Raw genomic sequence first — 13,823 nt, 5'->3', positions numbered from 1 at the left:
ATAGACGTGATTACTCGACCGCCGGACTCGCAAACAACGGGGCGGCCGGAAGTGACGACCCGGTCACCTGCGCAGTCGCCGCCGGTCGCCGGTCCCTTCGGTCATGGCGCTGGCGAGCGCCCCCTCGAGGACTACGTCGTCGCCGAGGTCGGTGACCGTGATCTCCGGGACGTTGGTCATCACCATCTCGGAGACGCGTTCGCGGATCGGATCGACGACCAGTTCCTCGTTGTGCAGCGCGACCGCGCCGCCGAAGGAGACCACGATCGGCGCGAACGCGTGGATCACGTTCGTCACGCCGATCGCGTTCCAGTGAGCGAGCTGTTCGATGACGTAATCGGCCAGGTCGTCCTCGCCCGCGAGGTCGAAGACGTCTTTCGCCGTGAAATCCGGCCCCTCGAGCGGGAGGTCGGTCACGATCGTCGGGTCGTCCTCGGCGAGCAGCCGGGCGAAGTCGGGAATCGCGTTGCCCGAGCAGTAGGCTTCCCAGTGGCCGTCGTGCCCGCAGCCGCAGGTCAGTCGGCCCTGGGGGTCGACGACGTAGTGGCCGACCTCGCCGGCGTTGCCGTCCCAGCCGCCCACGATCTCGCCGTCGCAGCAAATGCCGGCACCGATCCCCGAGGAGATCGTGATGTAGACCATGTCGTCGGGGTTGCTGGCGGCGTGGAAGCGTTCGCCGATGACGCCCGCCGTAGTGTCGTTGTGGAGGTGGACCTCGTCGCTGTCGATCAGCTTCGCGATCGGCCCCGTCAGGGGGATCCTGTCGATCGAATTCGGCAGGTTCGCGGGATCGATCACCGCCCCTTCCGCGAGATCGAACGGGCCGATCGAGCCGATCCCAGCGGCGACGACCCGCTCGGGGCGGATCCCAGCGTCGCCACACGCCTCGCGAAGTGTTCGCAAAACGCCTTCCGTCACGTCGATACCCGTCGGCCCGCGTGGCGTCGACCGGCGACTCGTGCCGATCGCCGTTCCGTCGGCCTCGGCGACGATGGCCCGGACGTTGGTCGCGCCGAGATCGACGCCCGCATAGTAGACCATGCTGTTCTAGGGGACGACCGCGGCCGTACTTAACTACCCAGATTGTACTCGGCGACGAGTAGCGATTTCGATACGTTTCGTGAAAACTACGACTGCGGTCACGACGACCCGCCGGGCGATCCGACGATACACGTATGACACTTGGTGTCATAGATCGAGCTATGGCCACCGACGACTCATCGACCGATCCCGACGCGCAGTCGGATCCGATACCGGCGCTGTCCGACACGGAGTGCGAGGCCATCCACGAGGTCGAACTGGGTCTCGAATGGGTCCAGCGCGCCCAGGGGAGTCTGCTCGAGTTCCACCACGCGACGGGTCACGGGATGGACCACCTGTACCGGGCCGAGGAACTGCTCCGAGACACCGGCCACGACGACCTCGCGGACGCGATTCGCGCCGACCTGCTTCCCCACGGCGTCGTCGACGAGGACCGCTGGTCGTACGACGTCCTCGAGAACTTCCAGGAGACGCTGCTCGCCGAGACCCGATCGCTCGAGCGGCGAGTTCGGCGCGAGCTAGCCGACGGGGAACGCCACGTCCGCGAGCGCCGGCAAGAACGCGAGTGGAAGCAACGGGCCGAGGAGCGGTGACGACCCTCGTGGTGGGAGGCAACCACCGGCGAGCGACGCCGAAAGCGAGCGCTGACGGACGGCAGTTGGGAACAGTAGAATCGGAAACCCGGGCGGGGACCGGAACAGGTCAGCGAGACAGGAGGGCTCGAGAGCGGGATCGATGCGACCGCGTCGGTGCTACTCCATCACGTCGAGATCGCGGAAGTAGGTGACGGGACAGGGCGCCTGGAGGATGATCTCCTGGGAGACGGAGCCGAGGACGGCCTTCTCGGCCGGCGAGCGGCGGCGGCCGCCGACGACCATGCGGTCCGCGTCGACGTCGATCGCCATGTCGACGACTTTCGTACTCACTTCGCCGAGCGCGCCCTTGATCTCGTACTCGACGCCGGCCTCCTCGAAGCGCTCGGCGAGTTCGGGAACGGGAGCGCGTTTCGCCGCGACTTCGTCAGGGTCGACGTCCTCGGCGCGCGCGTCGAGACCGAGATCGTCGTGAACGTCCTCGTACTCGTCTGCGGTGAAGGCGTGGCCGATCACGACCTTCGCACCGAGCGGTTCGGCGATCTCGAGTACCGTTTCGGCGAGTTCCGGTGCGCGCACTGAGTCCATCGGTCCGACCGCAAGGAGTACCGTATCGATTGCCATACCGGCACAGTGGTCGGGCCACCCGCTTAAGTATTCTCGTCGTTGCAGTATTCCAGTAAACGTCGCGCGCGCTACCACGACGGCGCGACGACGCGACGGCAATCGTCGTCCGGTGCGGGGCGACCTAGTCCTCGAACTCGTCGTCGCTGCGGACGAAGGTGACCGGGCAGGGGGCCGACAGCAGGACCTCCTGGGCCGTCGAGCCGAAGACGGCCTTCCCGGTCGGTGACCGGCGCCGGCCGCCGACGACGACCATATCGGCGCCGACGCTGGTCGACAGGTCGACGATCGACGGCCCGTGCTCCCCGACTGCCCCCCGGATTTCGTAGTCGACGTCGTGGTCGTCGAAGACGTCCTTCAGGTCGTGGATCGTCGAGTGACGTCCCGCGACCGCGTCCGGGTCGACGTCGTCGGTCTTCCGGTCGAACTCGAGTCGGTCGAGGACCTGGTCGTACTCGCTTTTCGTGAAGACGTGTGCGAGGATGACCGTCGCGCCGGCTGGCTTCGCGATGTCGAGGACGGTTTCGGCGAGCTGGCCGCTCCGTTCGGCGTCGCTCGGGCCGACTGCGAGTAACACTGTCTCTAGCATGGGTGACGGGTTGATCGCACATCACCGTAAATCCGCGGGTCACGGAACCCCCACGAACGCGGACGACGGGGGTTCCGGGCGATTTTTCCACGCCGTCGCCGACAGGAGACGTATGGACGGACCCGATCTCGCGGGGCAGACGGTGCTCGTCACGGGCAGTGCGAGAGGCGTCGGCCGCGAACTCCTGTTGGCGACGGCAGCGTGTGGCGCGCAGACAGCCGTACACTACCACACGAGCGCCGACGCCGCTCGCGAGGTCGCCGAGACCGCCCGCGAACGAGGGGCATCCGACGCGATGACGGTGCAGGGGGACGTGACCAACCCCGAGAGCGTCGACGGCCTCTTCGGGGCCGTCGAGGCCGAACTCGGGACCGTCGACGTGCTGGTCAACAACGTCGGCGACTTCGCACCCGCCCACTGGGCGGACCTAGAGTTCGAGACCTGGAACCGCGTCCTCGAGACGAACCTCAACGGGACCTACCTCTGCTCGAAGCGCGCACTGCCCGGGATGCGCGAGAACGAGTACGGCCGGATCGTCAACGTCGGTTACGCCTCGAGCGAGAAGGGCCTCGTCAGCCCGAAGAACTTCCCCTACTTCGTCGCGAAAGCGGGCGTGTTGATGTTTACGCGCATGCTCGCGGCGGACACGCAGGACGACGGGATCACGGTCAACGCGATCTCGCCGTACGTCGTGGAGAACTCCGACGAGTTCCCCGAGGACCTGCCTCGCGGCCGGCCCGCGAGTTTCGAGGATCTGATCCAACCGCTGTATTTCTTCCTCGATCCCGAGAGCGACTACGTCAGCGGGGAAAACCTCGAGGTCGACGGCGGGTGGCTACCGGAACGAGTCTGATCTCTGTAACCTCCCACACAATAATATTTCCCGACAAAATAACAAGAAAAGTTTATTGATTCCTAATCACCACAATTTACTTGCATGACGGAACGAAGAAGTTTCAAAAGAAGAAAAGTCTTGAAGAGTCTGGGAGTGACAGTGACAGCAGGTGCAGTTCTCTCCCAACCGAGTACAGCACATGAACAATCATATTCCACTGAAGTGGAATTCGAAAAGGTAGACACGTGGCTGAAATGGGGTGAAATCGTTGGGAAAACTACCTCGTCTGCCGAATACAGAACCCTTCAGAATTATTTTGAAGAGAAGTTTGGCGGGGACACTGAAACTGGTTTTGGAACAGTTCTTAAGGCCGTAAAACCGGGAGACGAAGAAGCAACATCACATATAGTAAATATTCCTGTTCATGGGCTCAAGGAAAGGTCCAACTGGTAGTCTAACGAAGGACGCTTCAAACAAAAAACGTCCACCGTACCGTCTCGCCTCGAGAGGTGTTGCAACGGAGACAACAGCAGAGGTGTTGCTTGGAATACAAACGTCCGTCTGTAATCGATAGTCGACCGACCGGGAGAGTTACCTCGTATCGACGCCTCGCCGTCGATATGGAAGGGCGACTCCGCGAAATCCACGTCGCGCCCGGGCAGGGAGCACCGGTCCGACGAGTCGAGCGCGCGAACGCGGTCGCAGGCCGAGGACTCGAGGGCGACCGCTACTACGACACCGACGGCACGTTCGCAGAACGCGACGGGAGTGACCTCACGCTCATCGAGGGCGAGACGCTGGCGGCAGTTGAGCGCGACTACGACATCGCGCTCGAGCCCGGAGTCCACCGACGGAACCCGACGACCGACGGAATCGCGCTGAACCGTCTCGTCGACCGGCGGTTCCGGATCGGCGACGCGGTCTGCGAGGGGACGGAACTCTGCGAGCCGTGTTCGTACCTCGAGTCCCACCTCGAGGAGCGGGGAATCCGCGAGGCGCTCGTCCACCGCGGCGGGCTCCGGGCGCGGATTCTCGAGGGCGCGACCCTGACACCGGGCGACGACATCGCACCGATCTGAGGCCGCACCGAGTCGGCGCGCCTGTCTCGCACCGCCCCCTCGAGCGGAGCGGAAGCTACATTTTCGCGAGCGCCAAGTGTCGCGTATGAACGAGCCGGGGATCCAGTCACTGATGGATCAGGAGACGCTCGATCGGCGGGTTCGTGCCGGCGACGCGCCGGCGTGGGTCGCCGGCCACTGGGAGTCGTTTCGGGAGGGACTGCTCGGCGAGCGAAACGGATCGCCGTTCCCGTGTTTCTTCGGCGTCGAGTCGGTCCAGCAGGGTGAACCGCTCTACACCGCGGTGCCCTCGATGAGCGACGCCGACGCGCTGCTGACGCTGCGGGATCGGATCCTCGAGTATCTCGAGGTCTACGAGGACCACTCCGACCGGGCTTCGCTGGTTACCTTCTTCAAGCCGCCGGAACGGCCGCTGTCCGAGCGGGAGTACCACGAGACGCTGTGGCACGTCTTGCAGACGCTGCACCTCCACGATCCCGAGCCGTGGCCGGCTGACATTCCCACCGACCCCGACGATCCGTACTGGGAGTTCTGTCTCGGCGGCGAGCCCATGTTCCCGACCTGTCGGGCCCCGTTTTACGAGGTGCGCAAGAGCCGCTACTGCCCGGTCGGCCTCGAGATCACGTTCCAACCGCGGGCGCTGTTCGAGGACCTCGACGTGACGGCCGATACCGAAGCCGGCCAGCGCGCTCGCGACGTGATTCAGGATCGGCTCGAGGAGTACGACGGCACCTGCCCGCACGCGGATCTCGGCGACTGGGGCGTCGAGGGCGACCGCGAGTGGCCCCAGTACATGCTCTCGGAAGACGAGACGCAAGCGCCGTCGACGTGTCCGATCACGGTCACCCGGACGCACCCGAAACCGGCGGCGCGGCTTCCATGACGGGCGCCGACCCCGACGCGGACCCGCGGGATGCAGACCTCGATCCGACGCGGCTCGGGGACGCCGCGCTCGTCCTGATCGACTTCCAGCGCGGATTCGACGATCCCACGTGGGGGAGCCGGAACAACCCCGACGCCGAGGCGAACGCGGCGCGACTGCTCGAACGCTGGCGCGAGCGGGGACGACCGGTCGTCCACGTCCGCCACGATTCGACGGAGTCGGACTCGCCGCTCCGGAGCGACGAGCCGGGTTTCGCGTTCAAACCCGAGACGGCCCCGCTCGAGGGCGAGCCGACGATGGAGAAATCGGTCAACAGCGCGTTCATCGGGACGGATCTCGAGGCGTGGCTCCGCGAGCGAGGCCTCGAGACGGTCGTCGTCGCCGGCCTCACGACCGACCACTGCGTCTCGACGAGCGCGCGGATGGCGGAGAACCTCGGCTTCGCGCCGATCGTCGTGAGCGACGCGACGGCGACTTTCGAGCGCGCGTTCGACGGCGAGACCTTCGACGCGGAGACGGTCCACCGCACCGCGCTGGCCCACCTCGCAGGCGAGTTCGCGACAGTTGTCACCGTCGACGACCTGCTCGCGGCCGATTCCTGAACCGCATCCGGCCCACTCGATGCGCGGACGGCGGTCGCGCCACAGTTATAGGAGTCCTCGTCTACGGGTACGCGTATGCGAGTCGCAGTTGCCGGCACGTTCGGGCCGCTTCACGACGGCCACCGGAACCTGTTCGAGCACGCGCTCCGGTTCGGCGAGGACGGCGTCGTCGTCGCCCTGACTAGCGACGAACTGGCGGTCGAGACGCGTCACGAGCCCCGCCCGATCCCGTCGCTCGAGGAGCGGACCCGGATCGTGACGGACGCGCTCAGCGCTCTCGACGAGTGGGACCGCGATATCGAAATCCGGACGCTCGAGACCGAAGACGGGATCGCCACCGACGAGCCGTCGATCGACGCGCTGGTGGTCTCCCCGGAGACAGCCCCCGAACTCGAGGGGATCAACGAGCAGCGCCGCGAACGGGGGTTCGAGCCGCTGTCGGGGATCGTCGCGCCGTACGTCCTCGCTGACGACGGCGAGCGGATCTCCTCGACGCGGATCGTCAACGGGGAGATCGACGAGCACGGGCGCGTCCTCGAGTAGCGGGCGGTCGACGAACGAGGCCGGACGGCGCCCGATCCGACGGTGACGCAATAGTAATACGAGGGGAGACAGTCAGCTTTTCTTATGAACGGTGATCGACGGCCCCTGTTGCTCGTTCTGCTGGGCAGCGCGCTGCTCGTGACGCTGGTCCTGCATCTGGTGTTCGTCCCGCGCTACCTGCCCGACGACGTGCTGTTGACCGTGCTGGCGCTCGGGGCCGGCTGGGTAACGTACGCGATCGCGTTCTACGCGCTCGGCCGAGTCGGGGCCGAGCCGGAAAGCGAGGCGTTTCCGAACCTGCGATTCGCCGACGTCGGTATCGCGCTCCTGCTCGTCTCGTTGCTGCTCCTGCTCTCGTTCGACGCCCTCGGCGTTCCGCTCGAGGGGATCGTGGGAATCTACGCTCTGCCCGCGGCCGGCATCTACGCCGGTCTGGCGCTGCTGGGCTGGTCGATCGGCCGCCGGACCGAGGCGATCAACGAGATGGTTCGGTAAGTGCGATCTCCAACGACGCGACGGGAATCTCCGCAAAACCGACTCACTCCGACTGCGACCCCGAGTTCGCGACGAACACCGGAATATCGCCGAAGCGGATGACGTGATCGGTGACGCTACCCAGCGCCATTCGGTGAACGCCGCCGCGGCCGCGGGTTCCCATGACGACGAGATCGGCGTCGATCTCGCCGGCGTACTCGAGCAGCGCCTCCTCCGGCGGCCCCTCGAGCACCGTGCCGGTGACGTCGAGCCCGGCGGCGTCGGCCCGGTCGACGACGGCATCGACGTACTCCCGAGCGCGCCCGCGCATCGCGTCTTCGGCGCTCGCCGCGTCGCCCGGCAGACGAAGGTCGGCCAGCGGGCCGGTGTCGGCGACGCAGGCGACGTATACCGCCGCGTCGTGGACGGTCGCGAGTTCGATGGCGGTCTCGGCGGCGGCCTCGGCGTGGTCGCTGCCGTCGGTCGGGACGAGGATCGTGTCGAACATGGGCCGACGGTACGGCGGGCACCGTGAAATTCCTGCCGAAACGACAGGTGGCGTTCGTCCGCCGTGGGTCGGTGAACGCGCTCACACGAACGCGAGCGGCACCATGACGAGAACCCCGACGAGGATGCCGCCCGCGAGTTCGGGTTTGCCGCCGCGGGGTAGCTCCTCGCCGATGTCGAGCGCTTCCGGGACGAACTCCGTGAGGACGAGGTAGATCATCGCGCCGGCTGCGAAGCCGAAGCCGTAGGGGAGGAACTCGCGGGCGTATCGGACGAATCCGAACGCGATGACCGCCCCGATCGGCTGCGGGAGACTCGAGAAGACCGCCCACCAGACGAGTTTCCACTTCGCGACGCCCATCGAGGTCAGCGGGATCGAGATCGCGGTTCCCTCGGGGATGTTGTGGATAGAGATCGCGACCGTCATGAAGACCGCCAGCAGCGGGACGGTAAAGCCGAGCAGTTCGGTACCCCCCTCGAGCCCGAGATCGGCGAAGGAGACGCCGATGGCGACGCCCTCGGGAAAGCTGTGGACGGTGAGGATGCCGAGAATGAGGACGAGTTTCTTGAAGTCCGCCTCCTCGTACTGCTGGGGATCGATGTCGGCGTCCAGTAGGACGTCGTGGGCGACGACGACGAGGCCGACGCCGGCCAGCAGCCCGATCGCGATCTCGAGTGGCGTTCCCTCGGCCAGCCCTTCATTGACGAGTCCGAACGTCGACGCCGAGAGCATGATTCCCGAGGCGAGCCCCCACAACACCACGTTCCGGCGATCGCTGATCCCATCGAAGAAGAAAAACGGCAGCGCACCGAGCCCGGTCGCCAGCGCCGTGATCAGCCCGGCGACGAACACGAGCACGAGGTTCTCGAGGAGCGCCATGTGCCCACAGAACGAACTACCGGTATAAATGGACGACGAAGGCGGGCACAACGGCCAGTACCGCGCGGCGAGAGCCGTCGTATGACGGGTTGGGGGGCGCGGGACCGAGCGGGATCGGCGCGAGCCGGGCGGATCGACCGATACCGTCAACAGCCGCCCGTCTGATGGGTATCGTATGCCACTGTGGAGATCCCGCCGCACTCGCCACTACTTCGCCCTCGTGGTCGTGACGACCGTCGGCTCGACGTTGCTGTACAATTACGGGATGGCGACGTGGGAGAACGACCCGCAGCCGCTGTTCCGATCGCTCGGAATCGTCTTTCAGTCGTTCACGACGACCGGCTACGGCGAGGACGCCGGGTGGGCGACGCCGCAGATGTACGCGCTGACGATCGGCCTGCAGCTCATGGGGATCGGGCTGATCCTCACCGCGGTCGACATCTTCGCGGTCCCCTGGCTGCGGGACACGCTCGCGGTCACCCCGCCGACCGCAGTGACGGACGTCACGGACCACGTCGTCATCTGCGAGTACACCCCTCGCGGCGAGGCGTTCGTCGAGGAACTCGAGTCGCGCGGCCGGGAGTACGTCGTCGTGTCGTCCGACGAGGAGACGGCGACGGAACTCCACGAGTCCGATCGCCGGGTCGTCCACGGCGATCCGGAGTCGACGGCGGTGCTCGAGAGCGCCGGCATCGAGCGGGCGACGGCGGTCGTGGCCGATTCGGCGGACGATACGAACGCGAGCATCGTCCTCTCGGCTCGGGAGGCGAACCCGGACGTGCGGGTGGTGACGCTGGTCGAGGATCGGCGCCTCGGGGAGTACCACCGGATCGCGGGGGCCGAGGAGGTGCTCTCGCCGCGCCAGTTGCTCGGCGAGAGCCTCGCGCGGCGGGTGCCGACGGCGGTGACGACCGCGGTCGACGAGGGGGTCGAGATCGGGAGCGATCTGGAGCTGGTCGAGGTCTCGATCGCCGAAGGGAGCGACCTCTGTGACAAGCCCGCCGGCGAGGTCGGGCTCCGGGAGCGGTTCGGCGTGGACGGCATCGGCGCGTGGTTCGACGGAACGTTCGAGAGTCCGATTCCGCGAGATCGGGCCCTCCAGGCCGGGACGCGGCTGCTCGTCGCGGGAGAGCCCGAGCGGATCGAGGCGTTTCGAACGAAAGCGACGTCGACGGTCCGGTCGTTCGCCGATCGGGACGTGGTGATCGCCGGCTACGGCGAGTCGGGCGTAGCGGCCGCAGAGGCGTTGGCCGGCACGAACGCCCGCGTGACCGTCCTCGACAACGTCGAAAAGGAGGGCGTCGACGTCGTCGGTGACGCTCGAGATCCGGCGGCGCTCCGCGAGGCCGGCGTCGACGACGCGGCCGCGGTGATCGTTACCCTCGACGACGATACGACGGCCGTGTTCGCGGCGCTCGTCGCGCGCGATCTGAACCCCTCCGCCGACGTGGTCGTCCGGGCGAACGACGCCGAGGACGTTCGGAAGCTGTACCGGGCCGGGGCTGACTACGTCCAGTCGCTGGCGACGGTCAGCGGTCGAATGATGGCGTCGACCGTCTTCGAGGACGAGGAGGTGCTGGCGGTCGACCGGGGGATCAACGTCGTCAGGCTCCCCGCGGGCCGGCTGGCGGGCCGAACGATCGTCGACGCCGCCGTTCGCTCGAGAACGGGCTGTACCGTCGTCGCGGTCGTCAGAGACGGCGAGACGATCACGGCGTTCGATCCGTCGGAACTCGTCGTCGAGGGCGACGACGAGGTGATCCTCGCGGGCACCGACGAGAGCGTCCAGTCGTTCGAAGTGCAGTTTCTCGCCTGAAAACGATGGTCGGTCGACCGAGGCGAGCTACGACAGCAGCGAGCGGAAATCGGGGGCCAACCGTTGTTTCGCGAACTGGGCGAGCATCGGCGCGTCCTCGAGATCGAGCAGCCGCGCGATCGCGAGCGGGTCCCCGTTGTTCGCGTCGGCCAGCGTATCGTCGCCGAGACGCTTCAGGTCCCGCATGAGCTTGTCGTAGCGCTCGTTGGGCGCGAGATAGAGGAGATGGGTCATCAGCAGTCGCTTGTCGACGTTGGGCGCGACGTCCCGGTGCCAGAGGGTGTCGTAGACGGCGAGGTTCTCGGCGGTCGGCTCGAGGTCGGCGTGTTTGAGACAGCCATCGGCGGCGACGGCGGCCACCCGGCCGGACTGCATGCACTTGTTGATCCCCTCGCCCCAGAGCGGGTCGACCGTCGGGACGGTGTCGCCGATGGCCATGAACCGATCCGTGTGGAGCCGGCCGGGTTTTTGGATATGGGCCGACCCGCGGTGTTGTTTGCCCGCGATCTTCTCGGCGTCCCGGAACCGGGGATCCGTCTCCAACCAGTGCTCCAGGTAGCCGTCGATGGTGTAGCCGTCCTTGGCGTACCGGCTGTGGTGGTCGTTCTGGATGTAACAGAGGCCGACCTTGGCGGTGTCCTCGCCGGTGTGGAAGATCCAGGAGTAGCCGCCGGGCGCGATCTCGTGGTCCAGTCGGAGCATCATGGCGTCGTGCAGATCGGCGAAGCCGGGCCGGTCGATGTCGATCCCCTCGAACTCGTACTCGATACCGATGGCGTGGTTCTCGCGTTTCAGGTCGACGACGCCGAGTTTCTTCGCGAGCGGCGCGGCCGGCCCCGTCGCGTCGACGACGATCTCGCCGTAGACCTCCTCGTCGCCGTTGTAGGTGACGCCGACGATCTCGCCGCCCTCCATGATCGGTGCGGTAACGCGGGCGTCGAAGCGGTACTCCGCGCCCTCGTCGCGGCCGTCTTTCACGAGGTAGCGCTTGAAATCGGCGAACTCGAGGACCGCGCCGGGCTGTTCGCGGACGTAGTGTTCCGTCGGCGACTCGAGGACGACGCTGTCGGTGAACTGCATCACCACGTCGTCGGGGATGCCGAAGGAGGCCATCATCGAGGGGAACGTCCCCGCGGTGGACTTGTTGCTCTGGCGCGGGAACTCGTCCTCGGCTTCGGTCTCGAGGACGACGACGTCGTACCCTCTCGTAGCGAGATCCCGGGCACACTGTGCGCCGGCGGGACCGGCACCGGCGATGACTACGTCGTAGCGGTCGTTCATGTAATCTGGACTGTAGTGGACCGTAATTAGTTTGTCCGGTTCGAGTCGACGGTACGTGGCCGAGTCCCTTGAGTTTCGGTTCGGCACGCGCAGGCCGGAATCGCGGCCGAAAACCGGGGGGACGCGACGGTCGCGGCAGCGCTGCTGGTCGAACATAACGGATTTACACGTCCGTTGTGATGGCGTGCACATGGTTACCACGCCCCCCGGCGAGTTTCCCGACGGCGTCCCGAGCGAACCCGCGTTTCCGTTCGGGCAGCGGCCGTTGCACGAATACGTCGCTCAGTACGCCGACGAGCAGCCGGATCGGGTGGCGATCAACTACTACGGCACCGAGATCACGTACGGCGAACTCGGCGATTCGATCGATCGGTTCGCGACGTACCTCGACGAGCGGGGATACGGTCGCGGGGACACGCTGCTCCTCTTGCTTCAGAACTGCCCGCAGTACGTCGTCGCCTACTACGCCGCCCAGAAACTGGGGATGCGGGTTAGCCCCTGCAGCCCGATGTCGAAGGAACACCGCCTCTCCTACCAGCTCTCCGACGGCGACGCGCAGATTGCCGTCGCGGGGGACACCCACGCCTCGCTGCTCGAGGCCGTCCGCGACGAGACGCCGCTCGAGGAAGTCGTCTACGCGCGCTTCGAGACGTATCTGCCCGACGAGCCGGTGCCCGCGATCCACGACGATATGGCCGAGGCGATCGAGGCGGCGCGCCAGCCGGCGTCCGACGGGGTCAGCTACGTCGAGACGATTCTCGATGAGACGCCCGCCGACCCGCCGGCCGTCGACGTCGCGATGGACGACATCTGCCTGCTGCAGTACACCTCGGGGACGACCGGCCTGCCGAAGGGCTGCATGCACAGTTACGAAAACGTCCTCTTCGCCGCGGCCACGTCCTCGGCGCTGACCGACCGGGACGAGACCACCCGCCACCTCGCGGTGATGCCCGTCTTCCACGTCGCCGGGAAGTTGAACGCCGTCGACTCGCCGATGGTTCAGGGCGGGACCACCGTCCTCCTGACCCGGTACGAACCCGAGGCCTACGTCGACGCGCTGGCGGCCCACGAGCCGACCAACGGCTGGATTACCACTCCGATGGTTCGCGAACTGCTTCCGCTGCTCGAGAACGACGTCCGCGAGATCGACTCGCTCGAGTCGATGCCGGTGACGAGTTTCGGGCAGGCGCTGACTGAGGACCTCTGCGAGCGGTGGGCGGGCGTAACCGACTCGACGATGTACGAGGCGGCGTACGGACTGACCGAGACCCACACGCGGGATACGTTCACGCAAGGACTCGGCGTGGTCGAGGAAGGGTTCGTCGGCAAACCCGTCTACGACACCGACATCGTGATCCGCGACTGGGAGACCCACGAGGCGGTCCCCCGCGGCGAGACGGGCGAGATCACCGTCGACTCGCCGTCGCTCTTCGAGGGGTATCTCGGTAAGCCCGAGGAGACCGAAGCGGCGTTTCACGACGGGTACGTGCTCACCGGCGACATCGGTCGCATGACTGAGGACGGGGCCCTCTACTTCCTCGGCCGGCGCAAGTACATGATCAAATCCAGCGGCTACTCGATCGCCCCCGCCGAGGTCGAAGAAGTGCTGAAGACCCACGCCGACATCGCCAACGCCGCCGTCGTCGGCCGCGACCACGAGACCAAGGGCTCGGAGGTCGTGGCCGCCGTCACGCTCGCAAACGGCTCGCTCGCCGAAGGCGAATTCCTCGAGTGGGCCGAAACGCAACTCGCCGCGTACAAGCGGCCCCGCGACGTCGTCGTCCTCGACCAGCTCCCGGTAACGGACATGGGAAAACTGGATCGAGAGGCGCTCGAGGACGTGATCGCCACCGAGTCGTAGCCGGCGACGACGTGGATCGACCGGTTCGGTCGTGGACAACGCGTCTCCGCCGATCTCGAAACGGCGAGGTGGGTTGTGTTATCGATATGGGAAGAAATGAACAGTGATAGCGATAGCGACCGGTGTTTGGACCGACATAGTTGGGAAGTAGCGCTATTATAGTGTGAAACGACCATTCACTCGGCGAGGGGAGGGATCCGGCCGAAGCCCCAACT

16 protein-coding genes are annotated in these 13,823 nt (G+C 66.4%); 10 read left to right on the top strand and 6 right to left on the bottom strand.

Annotated features, from left to right (window positions below):
- Nucleotides 1-63: 63 nt before the first annotated feature.
- Nucleotides 64-1,041 (bottom strand): ROK family protein, encoded by a 978-nt coding sequence (locus tag NDO75_RS09765; RefSeq protein ID WP_310905975.1) that lies wholly within the window; start codon nt 1,039-1,041, stop codon nt 64-66.
- A 161-nt stretch (nt 1,042-1,202) separates the two neighbouring features.
- On the opposite strand from NDO75_RS09765, the gene NDO75_RS09760 reads away from it, so the two are divergent.
- A complete protein-coding gene (locus NDO75_RS09760; RefSeq protein ID WP_310905974.1) occupies nt 1,203-1,634 on the top strand; it encodes a hypothetical protein in 432 nt (143 codons plus the stop codon).
- 159 nt (nt 1,635-1,793) lie between these two features.
- Here NDO75_RS09760 and NDO75_RS09755 read toward each other — a convergent pair whose 3' ends face one another.
- Entirely contained in the window at nt 1,794-2,258 is a 465-nt protein-coding gene (locus NDO75_RS09755; RefSeq protein WP_310905973.1) for a universal stress protein, read from the bottom strand.
- A 124-nt stretch (nt 2,259-2,382) separates the two neighbouring features.
- Nucleotides 2,383-2,847 carry a universal stress protein gene (locus NDO75_RS09750; protein ID WP_310905972.1) on the bottom strand — a complete coding sequence of 155 codons (465 nt, stop codon included), beginning with the start codon at nt 2,845-2,847 and terminating at the stop codon, nt 2,383-2,385.
- A gap of 112 nt (nt 2,848-2,959) precedes the next feature.
- On the opposite strand from NDO75_RS09750, the gene NDO75_RS09745 reads away from it, so the two are divergent.
- The 7 genes from NDO75_RS09745 to NDO75_RS09715 all read left to right on the top strand — a co-directional run bounded on the left by NDO75_RS09745 (nt 2,960) and on the right by NDO75_RS09715 (nt 7,284).
- The gene (locus tag NDO75_RS09745) at nt 2,960-3,700 is read left to right on the top strand and encodes an SDR family NAD(P)-dependent oxidoreductase (protein WP_310905971.1); all 741 of its coding nucleotides are present in this window, start codon (nt 2,960-2,962) and stop codon (nt 3,698-3,700) included.
- 84 nt (nt 3,701-3,784) lie between these two features.
- Nucleotides 3,785-4,135 (top strand): hypothetical protein, encoded by a 351-nt coding sequence (locus tag NDO75_RS09740; protein ID WP_310905970.1) that lies wholly within the window; start codon nt 3,785-3,787, stop codon nt 4,133-4,135.
- 167 nt (nt 4,136-4,302) lie between these two features.
- Nucleotides 4,303-4,761 carry an MOSC domain-containing protein gene (locus NDO75_RS09735; RefSeq protein ID WP_310905969.1) on the top strand — a complete coding sequence of 153 codons (459 nt, stop codon included), beginning with the start codon at nt 4,303-4,305 and terminating at the stop codon, nt 4,759-4,761.
- A gap of 85 nt (nt 4,762-4,846) precedes the next feature.
- A complete protein-coding gene (locus tag NDO75_RS09730; RefSeq protein ID WP_310905968.1) occupies nt 4,847-5,644 on the top strand; it encodes a YqcI/YcgG family protein in 798 nt (265 codons plus the stop codon).
- The gene (locus NDO75_RS09725; RefSeq protein WP_310905967.1) at nt 5,641-6,246 is read left to right on the top strand and encodes a cysteine hydrolase family protein; all 606 of its coding nucleotides are present in this window, start codon (nt 5,641-5,643) and stop codon (nt 6,244-6,246) included. Before NDO75_RS09730 ends, NDO75_RS09725 begins: the two co-directional genes overlap by 4 nt.
- 75 nt (nt 6,247-6,321) lie before the next feature.
- Nucleotides 6,322-6,789 carry a pantetheine-phosphate adenylyltransferase gene (locus NDO75_RS09720; protein WP_310905966.1) on the top strand — a complete coding sequence of 156 codons (468 nt, stop codon included), beginning with the start codon at nt 6,322-6,324 and terminating at the stop codon, nt 6,787-6,789.
- Between the two features lie 84 nt (nt 6,790-6,873).
- A complete protein-coding gene (locus NDO75_RS09715) occupies nt 6,874-7,284 on the top strand; it encodes a hypothetical protein (protein ID WP_310905965.1) in 411 nt (136 codons plus the stop codon).
- A gap of 43 nt (nt 7,285-7,327) precedes the next feature.
- Here the strand turns inward: NDO75_RS09715 and NDO75_RS09710 are convergent, their stop codons facing one another.
- Together NDO75_RS09710 and NDO75_RS09705 are read right to left on the bottom strand one after the other, a co-directional pair.
- Complete coding sequence (locus NDO75_RS09710) at nt 7,328-7,771, bottom strand: universal stress protein (protein ID WP_310905964.1); 444 nt, start codon at nt 7,769-7,771, stop codon at nt 7,328-7,330.
- Between the two features lie 81 nt (nt 7,772-7,852).
- Nucleotides 7,853-8,650 carry a ZIP family metal transporter gene (locus NDO75_RS09705; RefSeq protein WP_310905963.1) on the bottom strand — a complete coding sequence of 266 codons (798 nt, stop codon included), beginning with the start codon at nt 8,648-8,650 and terminating at the stop codon, nt 7,853-7,855.
- A gap of 175 nt (nt 8,651-8,825) precedes the next feature.
- Between NDO75_RS09705 and NDO75_RS09700 the strand changes: the two genes are divergently transcribed.
- Nucleotides 8,826-10,466, top strand: coding sequence for an NAD-binding protein (locus NDO75_RS09700; RefSeq protein ID WP_310905962.1), 1,641 nt, complete (start codon nt 8,826-8,828; stop codon nt 10,464-10,466).
- A 27-nt stretch (nt 10,467-10,493) separates the two neighbouring features.
- On the opposite strand, the gene NDO75_RS09695 is transcribed toward NDO75_RS09700, so the two are convergent.
- A complete protein-coding gene (locus tag NDO75_RS09695; RefSeq protein ID WP_310905961.1) occupies nt 10,494-11,747 on the bottom strand; it encodes a digeranylgeranylglycerophospholipid reductase in 1,254 nt (417 codons plus the stop codon).
- Between the two features lie 190 nt (nt 11,748-11,937).
- Here NDO75_RS09695 and NDO75_RS09690 point away from each other — a divergent pair, with 190 nt between their 5' ends.
- Entirely contained in the window at nt 11,938-13,608 is a 1,671-nt protein-coding gene (locus tag NDO75_RS09690; RefSeq protein ID WP_310905960.1) for an AMP-binding protein, read from the top strand.
- Nucleotides 13,609-13,823: the final 215 nt, after the last annotated feature.

It is taken from the genome of Natrinema sp. 1APR25-10V2, assembly GCF_031626495.1.
Lineage (GTDB): Archaea > Halobacteriota > Halobacteria > Halobacteriales > Natrialbaceae > Natrinema.
Note: the sequence above shows the minus strand (reverse complement) of the source record. Positions and strands in the feature narration are given on the sequence as shown.

Bases quoted from the DNA above. Each gene is read 5' to 3' on its own strand.
- NDO75_RS09765 (WP_310905975.1), bottom strand. From the start codon at position 1,041: ATGGTCTACTATGCGGGCGTCGATCTCGGCGCGACCAACGTCCGGGCC.
- NDO75_RS09760 (WP_310905974.1), top strand. From the start codon at position 1,203: ATGGCCACCGACGACTCATCGACCGATCCCGACGCGCAGTCGGATCCG.
- NDO75_RS09755 (WP_310905973.1), bottom strand. From the start codon at position 2,258: ATGGCAATCGATACGGTACTCCTTGCGGTCGGACCGATGGACTCAGTG.
- NDO75_RS09750 (WP_310905972.1), bottom strand. From the start codon at position 2,847: ATGCTAGAGACAGTGTTACTCGCAGTCGGCCCGAGCGACGCCGAACGG.
- NDO75_RS09745 (WP_310905971.1), top strand. From the start codon at position 2,960: ATGGACGGACCCGATCTCGCGGGGCAGACGGTGCTCGTCACGGGCAGT.
- NDO75_RS09740 (WP_310905970.1), top strand. From the start codon at position 3,785: ATGACGGAACGAAGAAGTTTCAAAAGAAGAAAAGTCTTGAAGAGTCTG.
- NDO75_RS09735 (WP_310905969.1), top strand. From the start codon at position 4,303: ATGGAAGGGCGACTCCGCGAAATCCACGTCGCGCCCGGGCAGGGAGCA.
- NDO75_RS09730 (WP_310905968.1), top strand. From the start codon at position 4,847: ATGAACGAGCCGGGGATCCAGTCACTGATGGATCAGGAGACGCTCGAT.
- NDO75_RS09725 (WP_310905967.1), top strand. From the start codon at position 5,641: ATGACGGGCGCCGACCCCGACGCGGACCCGCGGGATGCAGACCTCGAT.
- NDO75_RS09720 (WP_310905966.1), top strand. From the start codon at position 6,322: ATGCGAGTCGCAGTTGCCGGCACGTTCGGGCCGCTTCACGACGGCCAC.
- NDO75_RS09715 (WP_310905965.1), top strand. From the start codon at position 6,874: ATGAACGGTGATCGACGGCCCCTGTTGCTCGTTCTGCTGGGCAGCGCG.
- NDO75_RS09710 (WP_310905964.1), bottom strand. From the start codon at position 7,771: ATGTTCGACACGATCCTCGTCCCGACCGACGGCAGCGACCACGCCGAG.
- NDO75_RS09705 (WP_310905963.1), bottom strand. From the start codon at position 8,650: ATGGCGCTCCTCGAGAACCTCGTGCTCGTGTTCGTCGCCGGGCTGATC.
- NDO75_RS09700 (WP_310905962.1), top strand. From the start codon at position 8,826: ATGCCACTGTGGAGATCCCGCCGCACTCGCCACTACTTCGCCCTCGTG.
- NDO75_RS09695 (WP_310905961.1), bottom strand. From the start codon at position 11,747: ATGAACGACCGCTACGACGTAGTCATCGCCGGTGCCGGTCCCGCCGGC.
- NDO75_RS09690 (WP_310905960.1), top strand. From the start codon at position 11,938: ATGGTTACCACGCCCCCCGGCGAGTTTCCCGACGGCGTCCCGAGCGAA.